Here is a 15,939-nt window from a genome sequence, read left to right on the forward strand (position 1 = left end):
CTCCTTAATCCGTTATTTCTTTAAAAAAGAGAATTCGTATCTACGATTAATGCTACTTGCCCATTTCCTAAAATCGTTGCACCAGCGATTACTTTTATGCCAGAAAGGAACTTGCCTAAGGATTTAATTACAATTTCTTGTTGTCCAATTAGACTATCCACTACAAATCCTGCGGTTTTATCTCCTTTTTTTACTACTACCACTGTTAGGTCCTCTTTAGCAGGTTCCTCTCGATCCACATGTAGTATCTTATTCATTCGTAGAATCGGTAAGGTATGATTTCTGTATAAAACTACTTCCTGATTTTGTACTTTACGGATTGATGCTGTCTTAATAGTAATGATTTCCTTTATTGAATTAAGCGGAATAGCATACTTTTCAGTGCCGATATTTACTAGAAGTGCCTGTATAATCGCTAAAGTCAGCGGCAAGCGGATGATAAACTTACTCCCCTTGTTTTTTATAGTCTGTACCTCTACAATCCCGCCCAGGGATTCAATTTTTGTTTTTACAACATCCAGACCAACGCCTCTGCCCGATATATCTGAGATTTTATCAGCTGTGCTAAATCCAGCGTGGAACAATAGATGAATAGCTTCCTTTTCATCCATGGTATCTGACTGTTCCTTAGTAATAATACCTTTTTCCAAAGCCTTAGCCTTCACTCTATCAATATTAATGCCCTGCCCATCATCTTCAACTTCGATGACTACGCTGTTGCCGTCGGGATAGGCAATGAGTTTTACCGTACCAGCATCAGGCTTGCCAAATCGCTTTCGTGTTTCCGGATCTTCAATACCATGGTCAATAGAATTTCGAATTAAATGGATCAATGGGTCTCCGATTTCGTCAATTACGGTTCTATCAACTTCAGTCTCTTCTCCTGACATAAATAGAGAAATCTCTTTTCCCAGTTCCTTTGAAAGATCTCTAATCATTCGCGGGAATCTGTTGAATACTCTCTCAATCGGTACCATTCTTACCTTCATAACAGCATCATGAAGACTTGTAGTAATTCTTTCTAGGTATTCAATAGCCTCATTCATATTCTGCTTCCGGCCGTCATCATCAATATCCTCTAATCTTGTTTTAATAATAATTAATTCACTGACTAGATTCATTAGATTATCCAAACGGTCAATGTCAACACGAACAGTTTTGCCCACCTTTGGTTTTTTTGTTTTAGACTGCCTTTTGTCTTCGTCCTCGTCCATGCTTTCTTCAATCTCTAAAGACAGCTTATTTTCAACCTCCTGCTGATCCGTTCGCGTACTATATTCCTTCAGTATAATTTTCTCAATCAGTACGTTTTCTACTTCTGATATGCCGCATAATTCCCTTTTCAGTTCCTCTTGAGCCATCCTTGTGAGAATTATCAACTCAAAGGAAGTGTCAAATTTCTCATCCTCAATATCTTCAACCGGCGGATTTGATTTTAAAATTTCGCAGTCTCTTTCAATCGTGTTAAAGATAATAAAAGCTCTTGCAGATTTTAGCATACAGTTTGGATTTAGCTCTATTTTGATACGATATCCATTATATCCTTCTAATGCTGCCTTTTCTACAATGCTTTTTGAGAATTCTTCTGCTTCGATGAGAATCTCACTACTGATAGCAGGAATTTCTTCATCGCTGCTTTCCGTAATGGATAATTCAATGTTAGTTGACATAACATTATTTAACTTTTTAATTAAGTGGTTAGACTCTAAATCCCCTTCATCACCCGTATTAGATATTTCATTTATATATTCTTCCAATATGTCTAGGCATTCAAAAAGGAGATCAATGATTTTCTCTGAAGTAGGTATTTCATTATTTCTTAAGGCTTGCAGCACATTTTCCATCTCATGGGTTAAACTAGCCACTTTACTAAATCCCATAGTGCTTGACATACCCTTTAATGTATGGGCTACCCGGAAGATATCATTTAATATACTCTTGTCTCCATAATTGTTTTCTAGATCCAGTAAACTTTGATTCATATTTTGTAAATTCTCTTTTGACTCTTCAATAAATATTTCTAAATACTGACCCATATCCATCATATTTTACACCCCCACCACTTTTGTAATCTTATCCGCAATCTCTTGTAATGGTATTATTTCATCGATACACCCTAAATTTACTGCTGACTTTGGCATACCGTAAACAACGCAGGTTTCTTCATTTTGAGCAATGTTGTAAGCATTTTGATTTTTTAGGTTTTTCATGCCTCTCGCTCCATCAGAGCCCATTCCAGTCATAATCACACCCATGACATTACTAACCTGAAGCTGGGCTAAGGAATCCATCATCATATCAACAGAGGGCCTATGCCCTGATACAGGATCCTCTTTGGTTAAACGTATCCGATAATTGCTCCCAATTTTTACAACCTTTAGATGATAATCTCCTGGAGCTATATAAGCATGCCCCGGCAGTAACACATCATCCTCTTCCGCTTCCTTCACATGAATCTGAGAAATATTGTTTAATCGATCCGCTAAAGATTTTGTAAATCCAGGCGGCATATGCTGAACAACTAAAATACTGGCGGGTAAATTTTGAGGCAAATAGGGAAGGACTTCTTGTAACGCTCGCGGTCCGCCGGTAGAAGTACCAATGGCTACAATTTTTTTGAGCCCAAAACCTCCCTGAGACATAGTTTGTACAAGGGTTGATTTTTGTCGTACAGATGCGGATATAGCTGGAGATTGCAGCTTAGCCTTCGCAGCGATTCTGATCTTATCAACTAAGTGCGTTTTCATATCCTCTGTATTCATCTTAAAAATGCTTGTGGGTTTTGTAATAAAATCAACTGCTCCCAACTCTAATGCCTTTACTGTGGCATCTGCACCCTCTTGGGTCAAACTACTAAGCATAAGAACCGGAACAGGTTTTTCCTTCATAATTTCTTTGAGTGCTGTAATGCCATCCATCACAGGCATCTCTACGTCCATAGTTACTACGTCAGGCCCAATGGTTCTGATCTTTTCTATAGCTTCTTTTCCATTTTTTGCTGTATCTACCACTTTTAGCTGAGGTTCTGATTCAATAATGTCTGTAATGACTCTACGCATAAAAGCAGAATCGTCTACTACCAATACAGATATCTTTTTCATTTTAAATCAATCCCTTTTTTCTCATTTTTCTTTGATATTCAAAAATAAAGGAAACTATTTGCGTTCTAATCTTTTCGTCTATATCTTCGAAAAGTATTCCCAGCTCGTAGGGGTAATCTGATTCAATGCACGGAATACAACGAATGATTTTTCCCTCCGTAATAATACTGGACCCCTCGGCTTCTATTGTTAACAGTACATTAGTGCCAGGGGCTAGTTTTACTTTGCTGATGATCTTAGTACCACCCCCGCTGATATCCTTTGTCAGTACATCTATAGTTAGATCTTTATTATCGTGAGAATCCTTAACTTTGATCTTCGCGTCTAAAACCACATCTAATCTGAAAAAATTTCTTCTTTGGGTCTTTACGATATCACCTGCTCTTTCAATTTTTAGGTATGAAATGTTATTTACAGTCTTTCTGCCGATAACTCTTGCAGGATAAGAGTACACCCCGGAACTTTTTTTGTGATAAATGATCCTTATCATTGAATGCTCAGGAATAGCTACAATATGGTTATTAATAATAGGTGTAGCTATAAATAGATGCTTTGTATCGATAACGTCTAATACCTGGCTGATCAAAGGCTTATCTCTTTGATTAAGTCTTTCACCCTTTACTTCTATTTCAATTTTATCACCAATGCTAGGTAATTCTGTGTTGCTGCTCATGGGTACTCATTTCCCTCCTCCCCTTTTCATGATGAATTACTGTTTAGGTCCTTTCAGCTTATCTATATCCATGAAACAGCTTGTTCATAAATCTTTTAAAGCTGCCTACCTGATAGATCTCATTGCTAGATTCATTTGTTATCCTTGAAGCTATAGCGAGCACACCTTGACTCACCAAACTATTGGGATAATTGCAAATAAAGGGGACTTGTGATTTAACACTTTTTGATACGATGATATCATCATACAGATACCCCAGTTTTTCCAAAGATACATTCAAAAACCGCTGTGATGCAGTATTAAGCTTTTCAAATATAGCTGCACCCTCTTGATTGTTCTCAATGCGATTAATCAGTAATCGAATCTTCTTGTCCTTATCGTGGGAAACAATGTTTTTAATCATGGCATAAGCATCTGTAATAGAAGTAGGCTCTGGTGTTGTTACTAATACAATTTCATTAGTAGCATGTACAAAGGACATTACGGAGTGATTAATCCCTGCTCCTGTATCTATCAACAAAAAATCTGCTGATTTTCCTAATACCTTAAGGCTATACACCAGGTTTGATAACTGCTCTTCTGATAAATTAACAAGTTCGCTGAGCCCAGAGCCTCCGGAAACAATTTTTATTCCTTCTGGCCCCTCTACAATTACTTCTTCGATACTTTTTTCATTCCGTATAACATGAGCTAATGTATATTTAGGAATCATTCCTACTATTACATCAATATTTGCCAATCCCAAATCTGCATCTAAGATAGTTACACGATATCCAAGCTTTCTCAATGCAAGTCCTAAATTAATTGTAAAATTGGTCTTCCCAACACCGCCTTTTCCGCTGGTAATGGTGATTACTCTCGCATGTCCTTCTTCCATTGTTTCCGCTTCTATTTTCTCATCCTTATTACTTTCATAAATTCTTTGCTTTTTCATAGTATTGATCATATCTCTTAAGCGCTGCGCCTGGTCATTCATGGAATTCACCTACAATCATATTGGCTAGTTTATCTGGCTGGGCAATTTCTAGATCATCTGGAACACTTTGTCCTGTTGTTACATAGGATAGCTTTTTCCCTGTTTTAATTTTTGCATTTAGAACATTACCTATAGTAACCGCCTCGTCCAGCTTTGTAAAAATAATTCTATAGTTTTCTATAAACTGATAAGATTTAATGATGTTTGTGATATCACGGTTACCTGTAGTTGCACTCATAACCAGATATATTTCTGGATCAATGATATGCTTTATCAATGTTTTAATTTCTTCTAACTGTTCCTCATTTTTATGATTTCTGCCTGCGGTATCAATTAGAATAACATCTCGATCTGAAAAAGCCTCGATAGCTTCATTAATCTCATTAGGTTCGTAAACAATTCGGATTGGAATGCTCAAAATCTCACTGTAAATTTTCAGCTGCTCTACTGCTGCAATTCTATAAGTATCCGAAGTTATAACCCCTACCCGTTTTCCCTTCGTAATTGAAAGCTTAGCAGCCAGTTTCGCCAGAGTTGTTGTCTTGCCAACACCAGTAGGACCTACAAATACAATAATTCTTTTCTTTTCAAAGTTATCACCAATCGTCTCTGGGGATTCTAAATACTCGCGTACAGCAATCCTTATGGTTCTCAGAATAGCTTCCTCATTGTCCTCAGTAAAACTCACCTGTTTTCTTACAATCGTCAATAGTTTATCTGCGATTTGCGGATCAACATCATTGACAACCAAAAGATCATGGTATTTTTTATATAGTGCTTCTTGATGATTGCCTTTGTCATCCTGATTATAGCCAATCTTATCCAACACGTTATTGAGCAGGTTTTCAATATTTCCTATCTGGTTTTGCAATAAATCAATTTTACTACCCTCCTGATGAGGAGGATTAGATACGATTGCTGTCAGCTTCCCTTTTTGGATATCTCTTTCAGGTTTTTCCTTGTTTTCCTCGATGGCAGCTACCATCTCAATAAGGGGCTTCTTCATAAACCCAAAAAAACCAGGCTTTTTTATTTTGCGGGAGTGCAATATGACAGCATTTGAACCAAGCTCAGATTTAATCTTAAGCATTGTTTCTTGAGGATCATTACCGATATATCTTTTTACCTTCATTCTATGCTCCCACCGTTCCTATGGATTGAACCTCTACCTTTGAATCAATTTCATTATAAGACAGTACAATCAATTCTGAACTCAACTGCTCAGTTAATCTCTTGAAGTAGAATCTTACAATTGGAGAAGTAAGAATAATTGGTTGTTCTCCAATAGACATCAGCTTCTGTACTTGCTGGGCTAAATTATTCAAAATAGATTGAGTGGTCACTGGATCAATACTTAAATAGGAACCATGTTCTGATTGTTGAATAGATTCCATAATCATTTGTTCCAGCTCCCCGTCCAGGGTAATCACTTTTGCTTTTTTGCTGTTTATAAACTGTTTGGTGATGGCTCTAGCCAGTGCTTGCCTCACATATTCCGTCAACAAATCAGTATCACGGGTAATAGGTCCATAGTCTGCCAGTGTTTCCAATATTGTAATCATATCCCGTATAGAAATGCCTTCACGCAATAAATTTGCAAGCACTTTTTGAATATCACCTAAGCCTAGTATTTTAGGCACCAATTCATCAACAAGTGCACCATGATGTTCTTTTACGTTATCAATAAGAGATTTGACTTCTTGTCTGCCCAGCAGTTCATGAGCATGCTTTTTAATAATCTCTGTCAAATGGGTTGAGATAATTGAGGATGCATCCACCACTGTATAGCCAAAAATCTCAGCCTTTTCCCGTTCCTCCTCAGTAATCCATTTGGCTGCCAGTCCAAAGGCCGGTTCTACCGTATCAATACCGATAATATTTCCTTCAGCATTACCGGGATTCATAGCTAAATAATGGTCAAATACAATACTGCCCTCAGAAACTTCAATGCCTTTGATCTTGATAATATATTGGTTCGGCTCTAATTGAATGTTATCCCGTAATCTAATCATTGGTACGATCACACCCAGTTCAAGCGCACACTGCCTTCGGATCATGACCAGTCGGTCGAATAAATCTCCTCCCTGATTTGGATCCGCTAGGGGAATAATTCCGTAACCAAACTCCAGTTCAATAGGATCCACCTGCAGCAGTGGAATCACATTCTCAGGCTTTCTAATTTCTTCGACTTCCACGTCTTGAGCAATCTCTTTCTCTTGCATTTCATTCTCCTTTAAGGATTTGCGCAGCACAAACCCTAACCCGAGAAACATTGCGCAAAGCAAGAAATATGGTGTATTCGGCAGTGGCGTTAATCCTAATAAGAATAATACCCCTGCGATAATAAACATAATTTTAGGTTGATTGAACAGCTGACGAATCACATCATTACCTAAATCGGAGTCGGAGGCAGCACGGGTAACAACAATACCCGTAGCCGTAGAGATTAATAATGCTGGAATTTGACTGACTAGACCGTCACCTACCGTCAGAAGTGTATATTTTTTCATTGCTTCTGCAAGTGTTAATCCTCCGCCGGTCATTCCTATAATAAAACCTGCTGTTATGTTGATTATGGTTATAATGATACCCGCTATGGCATCTCCTTTAACAAACTTACTGGCTCCATCCATAGATCCGTAAAAATCTGCTTCCCTTTGAATACGCAGTCTTCTTTCCCTTGCATCGCTTTCACTAATCAAGCCTGAATTCAAATCCGCGTCGATGGCCATCTGCTTTCCGGGCATTGCATCCAGTGTAAATCGTGCAGCAACCTCTGAAACTCTTTCCGCGCCCTTGGTAATAACCATGAACTGAATAATGATGATAATTAAAAAGACAATGAAACCGACTACTGCATTGCCTCCAATTACAAAATCACCAAATGCCTGAATCACGTTTCCTGCATTCCCTTTAGATAAAATATATCTTGTAGTCGATATATTTAGGGAAAGTCGATAAAGTGTGGTCAAAAGGAGCATAGAAGGAAATACCGCAAACTGCAGCGGCTCCTTATTGTATATGGAAATCAAAAGGATTAACAAGGATAAAGATATATTTAAGCTTAGCAATATATCTAAAGCCGGTAATGGTACCGGTATGATAATAATCATTATGACTGCAATGATTGCCAGTGATACAACAATATCACCAAACTTCATGGATGTTCCCCCTAATATGAGTTTTTTAATTGATATACATAGGCTAAAACCTCGGCTACTGCCTGATAAAGATCGGGAGGAATACTTGCCCCTATATCTACTTGATAAAAGATTGTCCTCGCCAGCAACTTATTCTCTACAATAGGTATTTCATGTTCATTTGCTGCCTTCTTTATATTCTGGGCAACCAAGTCTACGCCTTTGGCTAAAAGCACAGGTGCCGCTTCAAGATTGCTGTCATAACGCAACGCAACAGCATAGTGGGTTGGATTGGTAATAATCACATCTGCCTTTGGCACATCCTGCATCATTCTACGCATGGAGATCTGCCTCTGCTTTTCCTTAATTTTTGATTTTACCTGAGGATCTCCTTCCATTTGCTTGTACTCTTCTTTTACTTCCTGCTTTGACATTTTTAGTTCATTTTCATATTCCCACTTTTGAAAGAAATAATCCATTACGGCCAATAATATCAACACAATCGCAGCTCGAAAAGCTACCTGGATTGTTATAGAGCCAATAAATCCAATAATGCTTTCAAGGCTCATATCCAATATGTTCATTACTGTTTTTGACTGTTTTAATGCATAGCTGAAGGTAACATAGCCAACCAGGATAATTTTTAGCAGAGACTTTACAAACTCTACTAGGGATTTTTTGGAAAAAATCTTTTTGAATCCATTGATGGGATTGATTCTATCAAACTTAATTCCCAAAGTTTTTGTTGTGAATAAAAAACCTACCTGCATATAGCTACAGATCAGACCTACTAAAAATGCTACACCCATGATAGGGACGACTAATTTTGCAGTTACCGTTACCAATAGCATAAACATTTTATGAATACCGTTTACTGTAAACAGATCTTCTGTATTGACAGTATTTAAAAACATATTATGGGTAAAGAGCAGCAAATTCTGATAAGTATAATTTCCAAGTAAAAATAGTGCCAGAAAGGTAAATAAGAGGATGAGCGCCGAGTTAATCTCTTTGCTCTGCATTACCTGTCCCTTTTCCCTAGCCTCTTTTTTACGTTTTGGTGTTGCTTTTTCTGTTTTTTCTCCTGTAAAAAGCTGCAGGTCTATATGAAAAAGAGTCATTCCATCATCCTCTGTTAACCAAGCTTAGAAAATCCTTAAGATTTTCGTACATATTATCAAATACGTACTCAAAGAAGCCCACATATAAGGGTATAATCATCACCATAACGATGAGTCCTACAAATATTTTCAGTGGCATCCCTACTACAAAAACATTCATTTGCGGCATAGTTCTAGCCAGAATACCTAACAATACATTGGTGATAAAGATAGCTGCAAGGATCGGTGCAGCAATCTTAAAGGAAATAACAAAGGTAGTAATCAATATACCAATGAGTTTCTCAATCATAAATATATTTACATTTAGGCTATTTAAAGGGATCATTTCAAAGCTTTGCACCAGTCCCCTTATGAGAATATGATGTCCGTTTGTCAATAACAACACCAACATCGCCACAAAATAAAGCATATTAGCCATTACTGGAATTTCTGTATCATCCTGAGGGTTAATTACACTGGCTATAGAAAATCCAATTTCCATATCAATGATATGTCCCGCTAAATATACACAGCTCAGAAAAAGATAACAAATAAAACCTATTATCATACCTGTGATTAGTTCTTTGGCGCAAATGTATAACAGCATATAAAAATGACTCAGATCTATTGCTTCCGGAATGTTAACTGTTGGCAGCAGGATAGCTGCTAAAAATAATGAAAGCCCCATTTTCACATATAAAGGAATACTATTATAGTTAAAAAAAGGCGCTGTAACGAAAATTCCTAAAACTCTTGCAAAAACTAACAAAAATATTCCAATATAATCAAGTAAATAATTCACTACTTCCATGTTTACCCTGTCCTATCTTTGTCTATTGGATAAAGCGATTTAGATTTGAAAATAAGGCCTCAGTATAATCAATAGCTGTGGCAAGCAACCAAGGCCCAAATACAATAAATGCCAGTAAAACCGCTAATATTTTCGGCACAAAGGCAAGGGTTGCTTCTTGGATCTGTGTCGTAGCTTGAAAAATACTGACTGCCAGTCCCACAATCAACCCCAGTAGAAGCATAGGTGCTGATAAAATGATTACATTTAGCATAGCCTGTTGAAATAGTTCAATAACTAATCCTTCAGCCATAGGTTACACCCCTAACGAAATCCTTCTATCAAGGATTTAATAATCAAATTCCATCCATCTACCATAATGAAAAGCAAAATTTTGAAAGGTAAAGAGATCATTACTGGCGGCAGCATCATCATACCCATAGACATCAGCGTACTGGCTACCACCATATCGATAACAATAAAGGGTATGAACAATACGAAGCCAATTTGAAACCCAGTCTTTAATTCACTAATAATGAAAGCGGGAATGAGTGCCTTCGATGGTATTTCTTCCAGCTGTTTAGGTTTCTCACTGCCTGATATGTCAATAAACAGGGCTAAATCTTTTTCACGGGTCTGCCTGAACATAAAATTCCTTACAGGTTTCATTGCGTTTTCTAAAGCAATTTCCTGTGAAATCTGCTCCTGTAGATATGGCTGTACTGCCGTATTGTTAATTTCTGCACCTATAGGCGCCATGATAAAAAAAGTTAAAAACAACGCAAGCCCAATTAAGACCTGATTGGGTGGGGTTGTTTGAGTTGATATAGCTTTCCTGATGAAGGATAAAACAATGATGATTCTGGTAAAGCATGTCATCATCATTAAAATAGAAGGGGCTAAAGCTAAAATTGTAAGAATAAACAGTATCTCTATGCTGCTGGCTACTTCTCGAGGACTCTGGGCCTCTTCTAAATTCAGGCCTATCCTTGGAATTGGCAATGGAGGCTCTGCATAAGATATTGTAGCGGAAAAAGCAAAAAATAGAAGAAGAGTTCCAATCATTATTAGCCATAATCTGCGTTTTCCTGTCATCATTCTTGTTCATCCTTATCTGAAAACATATTTGCATCCTGGTTTCTCATTTTAAATTCTGAAAATATTTTTTGCAAGTTATCCTGTGCATTATATGGCAAAATTTCATGATCCTGAAAATCTTCCGGTTGCTTTTTGGCAAATTTCTTTAAGTAACTGTCAAAGTTAGGGAAAATGTTCGTTCCTTGTGCTTCTCTTTGAGACAGTTTTATTTCTTCTTTGCTAACCTCAGTCAACAGTTCAATGTTTTGCTTTCCTGCAGCAAGTAAATAATAATGATTCCCTACTTTTACAATAAATAATGATTTATCTAAGCCTAAAACGACCTTTTCAATAATCTGAATGTTTCTGCCACCTATAACAGTCGCACTTTTTTTTCCTACATAGCGTGTCGTAAGATATGCTGCTGCAAGAATGATTAAAAAAATGAAGCTGTAGGATATTAATTTGATAAATAAAAAAGCTGTGTTGCCTGTTCCCTCCTGCATCATCGTCGCAGCAGGGACAAGATATGAAAGAATCATTCAGTTTTTTTCTCCTTCCGTTAACCCAGCACTTTTCGTACTGCTTCAATTACACGATCGGCTTGAAAAGGCTTTACAATGAAGTCTCTTGCTCCTGCTTGTATTGCTTCAATAACCATAGCCTGTTGCCCCATGGCAGAGCACATTACAATTTTTGCATTCGGATCCATTTTTTTAATTTCTTTCACTGCTTGAATCCCGTCTACTTCCGGCATTGTTATATCCATAATCACTAGATTCGGTCCAAGTTCCTTATATTTCTCTATGGCTTTTAATCCATTTTCTGCCTCTCCAATTACCTCAAAACCATTTTTTGTTAGTACATCCTTAATCATCATTCTCATGAAAGCAGCATCATCAACTATTAAGATTCTTTTTGACATTGTTGTTCCTCCCTTTACTTTACCTTGTTTATTTTCTTAGCTGGATTAATGATATCAGTTACCCGAATTCCATAGTTTTCATCAATTACTACAACCTCACCCTTCGCCACATATTGGCCATTTACCAACAGATCTAAGGGCTCTCCTACCAGTTTGTCCAATTCTATTACTGTACCTGGAGCAAACTCTAATATTTCACTGATTTTTTTAGAGGTTCTGCCTAACTCGACGGTTACTTCCAGTGGAACATCCTTGATAAGGCTGATGTTTTCTCTTTCACTGCGCAGTTCATGCTCATCAAAAGACTGGAATTGAACAGGCTGAACATTTACAGGCTCTCTCCGGTAAGCAGGCTCACTATAGGCAACATGCTCTCCATAGCCTGGTGCTGGTGCCTGAGATTGCGGTTGTACCCGTTCTCTTCTATCTTCCATCATTCCCTTTGATTCTATCACAGATTTCGCATCAACCACATCCTCATAACTGTTAGTATAGGTTGTATGACTGCTCTGGAAAAGGTGCCTAACCATATTCTTTGCAAATGGGACAGGTAACAGCTGCATAATTTCACTGTCAATAATGTCTCCAATCACCATTTTAAAAGCTATCTTTACTACTCTATCATCAGGCATAAGTGATTCTATGTCAATTGAATTGGCAGAAAAATTCATGGCAAAGGCTGCTGGTGGGTTAATATCAATTTTTGTATGGAACATCTCTGATAGTGAAGTGGAGGCAGAACCTACCATTTGATTCATCGCTTCACTAATGGCACTTAAATGCAATTCTGTCAGCTCACCAGTGAAGTTCCTGCCATCGCCGCCCATCATTAGGTCTGTAATTATTTTTACATCATCTTCTTTTAGGATCAAAAGATTGACGCCTTCCAGCCCTTCTTTATATGAAACTTCAACAGCTACAAAAGGAATGGGATACTCCTCTTTCAATTCTCCGATGGTCATTACTGAAACCCGTGGTGTGGTAATGGTTACTTTTTGGCCAAGTAATGTAAAAAGAGTTGTAGCTGAAGTTCCCATGCTGATATTTCCAATTTCTCCAAGGGCATCTTTTTCATTTTCATCTAGATCCTCTTTTGTTATTGCTTGATTGCTGCCTGCGCTGGAAGTACTTGCGGTGCCTTTAAGTAGAGCATCTATTTCTTCTTGTGATAACATGTCTCCCATTTTATTCATCCCCTTTCCGTTCAATGCTGGAAATTTTCACTGCAACCTTTTTCTTTCTAATACCCGGCTTGCCGTAGTATTTTAGCTGTTGGTTTACGTATATTTTCACGTCACTATTTACTAATGTATCCAGTTGAATAACATCTCCAATTCTTAAATCAATAAAGTCGCTCACAGTAATGTGTGTAGACCCGATAACAGCACGAATCGGCACATAACTCTTTTCTAATCTGCTTTTGACAACCATCTGGTCCTCATCAGATACTTCTCTTTTAACACTGGTAAACCAGAACTTTGTACTTAGTTGTGGCAATATGGATTCGATAACGAGATGAGGAATGCATAGATTGATCATTCCCTCTACCTCTCCTATTTTAATATTTAGTGTTATGAGTGCAATGGTTTCATTTGGTGATATAATCTGAGCAAATTGTGAATTTGTTTCAATCTTCTCCAGTTTTGGTTCGATATCCAGTACATTTTCCCAAGGTTCCCGAAGCAATCGAATCATTTGTTTGATAAGCTTCTTTAATAGCGTTATCTCTATTTCAGTAAAATTCCTTGCTTCTTCAATGGGCTTGCCATTTCCTCCAAGAATTCTGTCAATTAGCGTATAGGCAATATCCGGAGTAATATCAATAATGATTTGGCCTGGCAGTGGAGAAAAATCTACAATACCTAAAACTGCCGGGTTTGAAATGGAATTGCTAAACTCATAATATGTCAATTGTTCCACCGTAAAAACATCGATTTGCACTAAGCTTCGCAGGTATCCTGAAAGATACGTATTTAGCAATCTGGAAAAATTCTCATGGATTACCTGAAGGGTTCGTAATTGATCCTTTGCGAATTTATCGGGCCGGCGAAAATCATATTTTTTTATTTTCTTTTCCTTGTTTTCTTCTTCAATTTCCCGTACGTCTACTTCTCCAGTACTGAGTGCCTGCAGTAGGGCGTCTATTTCATTTTGCGATAATACATCGGACAATTACGTCACCTCCTCCTATTGGATAATAAATTCAACAAAATATACATTTGTAATTTTCTCCGTAGCCATCATTTGTTTTACAGACTTTAGAATCTCAGTTCTCAGCATTTGTTGTCCCTTATCACCGGTTAATTGATTCTCTTCCGTACTTCTTATGAGTTCTAAAATATCATTTCGTATTTTAGGCTTTTTAGCTTCCAGTTTTTCTGTTAACTTTTCATCTGTAATTTCAAAATTAATATTGGCCTTCAGTATCCTTCTGCTATCCTTTATATTCGCGTAAAGCTCTCCAACAGAATAATTATAGGTTTTTACTTCCTTAGCCGCTTGCTCAGGATTCTTCTTGGTTGTTAGATAAAAGACACTCCCAAATACAGCTGCGGTGACGACAAAACCGATGATGCTAAACAAAATAACTTTTTTCACAGTCATTCTTTTTCGCCCCTTTAAAAATTCTAGTGATATGGTTCAGATTGAACAAACTCCGAACGGAGAATTACGATATCCACTCTTCTATTCTTAGATTTATTTTCAGCAGTGTCGTTCGGTGCAACGGGATGATATTGACTATATCCCGATGCAGAAAGCCTGTCAGGTTTTAAACCAGCTTCTTCAATTAGAACCCTAACAACATTAGATGCTCTTGATACAGATAGCTCCCAGTTGGTAGGATATCTCTGAATATGTACGATAGGATCTGAATCTGTATGACCCTCAACCCGAATATATTTCTGATTGAACTCCTCTTGCTTCAGTAAATCGGCAAGAAACCTCAGTGTTGTCTTTGCATCCGGTTTAATATCCGCTTTTCCCGAGTCAAAAAGTACATTATCTTTAAATCGAAGGAGTAATCCTCTAGCTTCCAAATCCACCATGATTTCATTGGCCATGTTATTTGCTTCTAAATATGCTTCTAACATTTCCTTAAGCTTTCTAAAATCTTCCTGTTCCTCCAGTTGATTTATAGACGTTTCTTGTTCTGGCAAAGGATCTACTTCAATGTTTTTTCCACCCTGTAAGACCCCTAAAGAACCTTGAAAAGACTGCATAATGGCACTAAATTTCTGTGCATCGATGGAGGAGAAGGCAAAAAGTAAAACAAAGAAACACAGCAATAAGGTTACTAAGTCGCCGTATGTGGTCATCCACTCCGGTGCACCTGACTTTGCTTCATCTCCTGCTCTTTTTCTTTTCATCTATGCTTCAACACCCTCTCCTTTTCCATTTTGAAGCCCTTTTCTAACCTTTGGCGGCAAGAAAGCTTTTAGTTTTTCTTCGATTATCCTTGGATTTTCACCAGCTTGAATCGATAAAAGGCCTTCTACCATAATTTCTTTAATTAGTATTTCTTCTTTGCTTCTAGTTTTTAACTTCGCAGCCATTGGGATAAATATGAGGTTAGCTAAAACGGATCCGTAAAAAGTTGTAATCAGCGCAACAGCCATACTAGGTCCGATCGATTTAGGATCATCTAGTTTTTGAAGCATGTTCACCAGTCCGATTAGTGTTCCGATCATACCAAAAGCAGGCGATAAAGAACCCATGGTTTCAAATATATTTTTTCCTTCCGAATGTCTTTCCTCAAGAAATGCCAATTCAGTTTCCAGGATGTTTCTAACCAGCTCTGGGTCCGTACCATCCACAATCAACATAGAGCCCTTCTGAAGAAATTCGTCATCAATATTTTCACAAGCTTCTTCAAGTGCCAGTAAGCCTTCTCGTCTAGCAGTATTTGCAAGCTCAATAATTTTGCTTATGGTATCACCAGGTGCCATTTCCTTTGATGAAAATGCCTTTCGGGCTACAGTGAAAGCTTGAGTAACTTTTTTTAGCGGGAAAGCTACCAAAGTAGCAGCAATCGTTCCTCCTAAAACAATAACAATAGAAGGAGTGTCCCAAAAAGAAGATATACTTCCATTTAGCATAATTCCACCAATTATAAATCCCAAACCAACTACGATACCTATGATTGTTGCTAAATCCAA

General features: G+C 37.6%; 17 protein-coding genes. All 17 read right to left on the reverse strand.

The features are described 5' to 3' along the window. Window positions 1-20: 20 nt before the first annotated feature. The 17 genes from BUB56_RS03040 to BUB56_RS03120 are packed head-to-tail and all read right to left on the reverse strand — an operon-like array spanning window position 21 to window position 15,939. Window positions 21-2,045 carry a chemotaxis protein CheA gene (locus tag BUB56_RS03040; protein WP_330392539.1) on the reverse strand — a complete coding sequence of 675 codons (2,025 nt, stop codon included), beginning with the start codon at window positions 2,043-2,045 and terminating at the stop codon, window positions 21-23. A 3-nt stretch (window positions 2,046-2,048) separates the two neighbouring features. Next, a complete protein-coding gene (locus BUB56_RS03045) occupies window positions 2,049-3,101 on the reverse strand; it encodes a protein-glutamate methylesterase/protein-glutamine glutaminase (protein ID WP_110939909.1) in 1,053 nt (350 codons plus the stop codon). Between the two features lies 1 nt (window position 3,102). Beyond that, window positions 3,103-3,774 (reverse strand): flagellar brake protein, encoded by a 672-nt coding sequence (locus BUB56_RS03050; RefSeq protein ID WP_110939910.1) that lies wholly within the window; start codon window positions 3,772-3,774, stop codon window positions 3,103-3,105. Between the two features lie 58 nt (window positions 3,775-3,832). Beyond that, on the reverse strand, window positions 3,833-4,750 hold the full coding sequence (locus BUB56_RS03055; RefSeq protein WP_110939911.1) for a MinD/ParA family protein: 918 nt from the start codon (window positions 4,748-4,750) through the stop codon (window positions 3,833-3,835). Next, window positions 4,743-5,882, reverse strand: coding sequence for a flagellar biosynthesis protein FlhF (gene flhF, locus BUB56_RS03060; protein ID WP_110939912.1), 1,140 nt, complete (start codon window positions 5,880-5,882; stop codon window positions 4,743-4,745). The genes BUB56_RS03055 and flhF overlap by 8 nt, the downstream gene beginning before the upstream one ends. 1 nt (window position 5,883) lies before the next feature. Beyond that, window positions 5,884-7,911 carry a flagellar biosynthesis protein FlhA gene (flhA, locus tag BUB56_RS03065; protein WP_110939913.1) on the reverse strand — a complete coding sequence of 676 codons (2,028 nt, stop codon included), beginning with the start codon at window positions 7,909-7,911 and terminating at the stop codon, window positions 5,884-5,886. Window positions 7,912-7,922: 11 nt separating this feature from the next. Continuing rightward, on the reverse strand, window positions 7,923-9,011 hold the full coding sequence (gene flhB, locus BUB56_RS03070; protein WP_110939914.1) for a flagellar biosynthesis protein FlhB: 1,089 nt from the start codon (window positions 9,009-9,011) through the stop codon (window positions 7,923-7,925). A 4-nt stretch (window positions 9,012-9,015) separates the two neighbouring features. Further along, window positions 9,016-9,801 carry a flagellar biosynthetic protein FliR gene (fliR, locus tag BUB56_RS03075; protein WP_110939915.1) on the reverse strand — a complete coding sequence of 262 codons (786 nt, stop codon included), beginning with the start codon at window positions 9,799-9,801 and terminating at the stop codon, window positions 9,016-9,018. A gap of 22 nt (window positions 9,802-9,823) precedes the next feature. Continuing rightward, on the reverse strand, window positions 9,824-10,093 hold the full coding sequence (fliQ, locus tag BUB56_RS03080; protein WP_110939916.1) for a flagellar biosynthesis protein FliQ: 270 nt from the start codon (window positions 10,091-10,093) through the stop codon (window positions 9,824-9,826). Between the two features lie 11 nt (window positions 10,094-10,104). Next, a complete protein-coding gene (fliP, locus tag BUB56_RS03085) occupies window positions 10,105-10,875 on the reverse strand; it encodes a flagellar type III secretion system pore protein FliP (RefSeq protein ID WP_207650386.1) in 771 nt (256 codons plus the stop codon). Beyond that, the gene (locus BUB56_RS03090; protein WP_110939918.1) at window positions 10,875-11,399 is read right to left on the reverse strand and encodes a flagellar biosynthetic protein FliO; all 525 of its coding nucleotides are present in this window, start codon (window positions 11,397-11,399) and stop codon (window positions 10,875-10,877) included. The genes fliP and BUB56_RS03090 overlap by 1 nt, the downstream gene beginning before the upstream one ends. Before the next feature lie 20 nt (window positions 11,400-11,419). Then, on the reverse strand, window positions 11,420-11,782 hold the full coding sequence (locus tag BUB56_RS03095; RefSeq protein WP_110939919.1) for a response regulator: 363 nt from the start codon (window positions 11,780-11,782) through the stop codon (window positions 11,420-11,422). 14 nt (window positions 11,783-11,796) lie between these two features. Next, window positions 11,797-12,966 (reverse strand): flagellar motor switch phosphatase FliY, encoded by a 1,170-nt coding sequence (fliY, locus tag BUB56_RS03100; protein WP_110939920.1) that lies wholly within the window; start codon window positions 12,964-12,966, stop codon window positions 11,797-11,799. A 1-nt stretch (window position 12,967) separates the two neighbouring features. Then, a complete protein-coding gene (gene fliM, locus BUB56_RS03105) occupies window positions 12,968-13,954 on the reverse strand; it encodes a flagellar motor switch protein FliM (RefSeq protein WP_110939921.1) in 987 nt (328 codons plus the stop codon). A gap of 15 nt (window positions 13,955-13,969) precedes the next feature. Further along, window positions 13,970-14,386 carry a flagellar basal body-associated FliL family protein gene (locus BUB56_RS03110; protein ID WP_110939922.1) on the reverse strand — a complete coding sequence of 139 codons (417 nt, stop codon included), beginning with the start codon at window positions 14,384-14,386 and terminating at the stop codon, window positions 13,970-13,972. A gap of 23 nt (window positions 14,387-14,409) precedes the next feature. Continuing rightward, window positions 14,410-15,150, reverse strand: coding sequence for a flagellar motor protein MotB (locus BUB56_RS03115; RefSeq protein ID WP_110939923.1), 741 nt, complete (start codon window positions 15,148-15,150; stop codon window positions 14,410-14,412). Then, window positions 15,151-15,939 carry a flagellar motor protein gene (locus BUB56_RS03120; protein ID WP_110939924.1) on the reverse strand — a complete coding sequence of 263 codons (789 nt, stop codon included), beginning with the start codon at window positions 15,937-15,939 and terminating at the stop codon, window positions 15,151-15,153.

Source organism: Geosporobacter subterraneus DSM 17957, assembly GCF_900142145.1.
Classification (GTDB): domain Bacteria; phylum Bacillota; class Clostridia; order Peptostreptococcales; family Thermotaleaceae; genus Geosporobacter; species Geosporobacter subterraneus.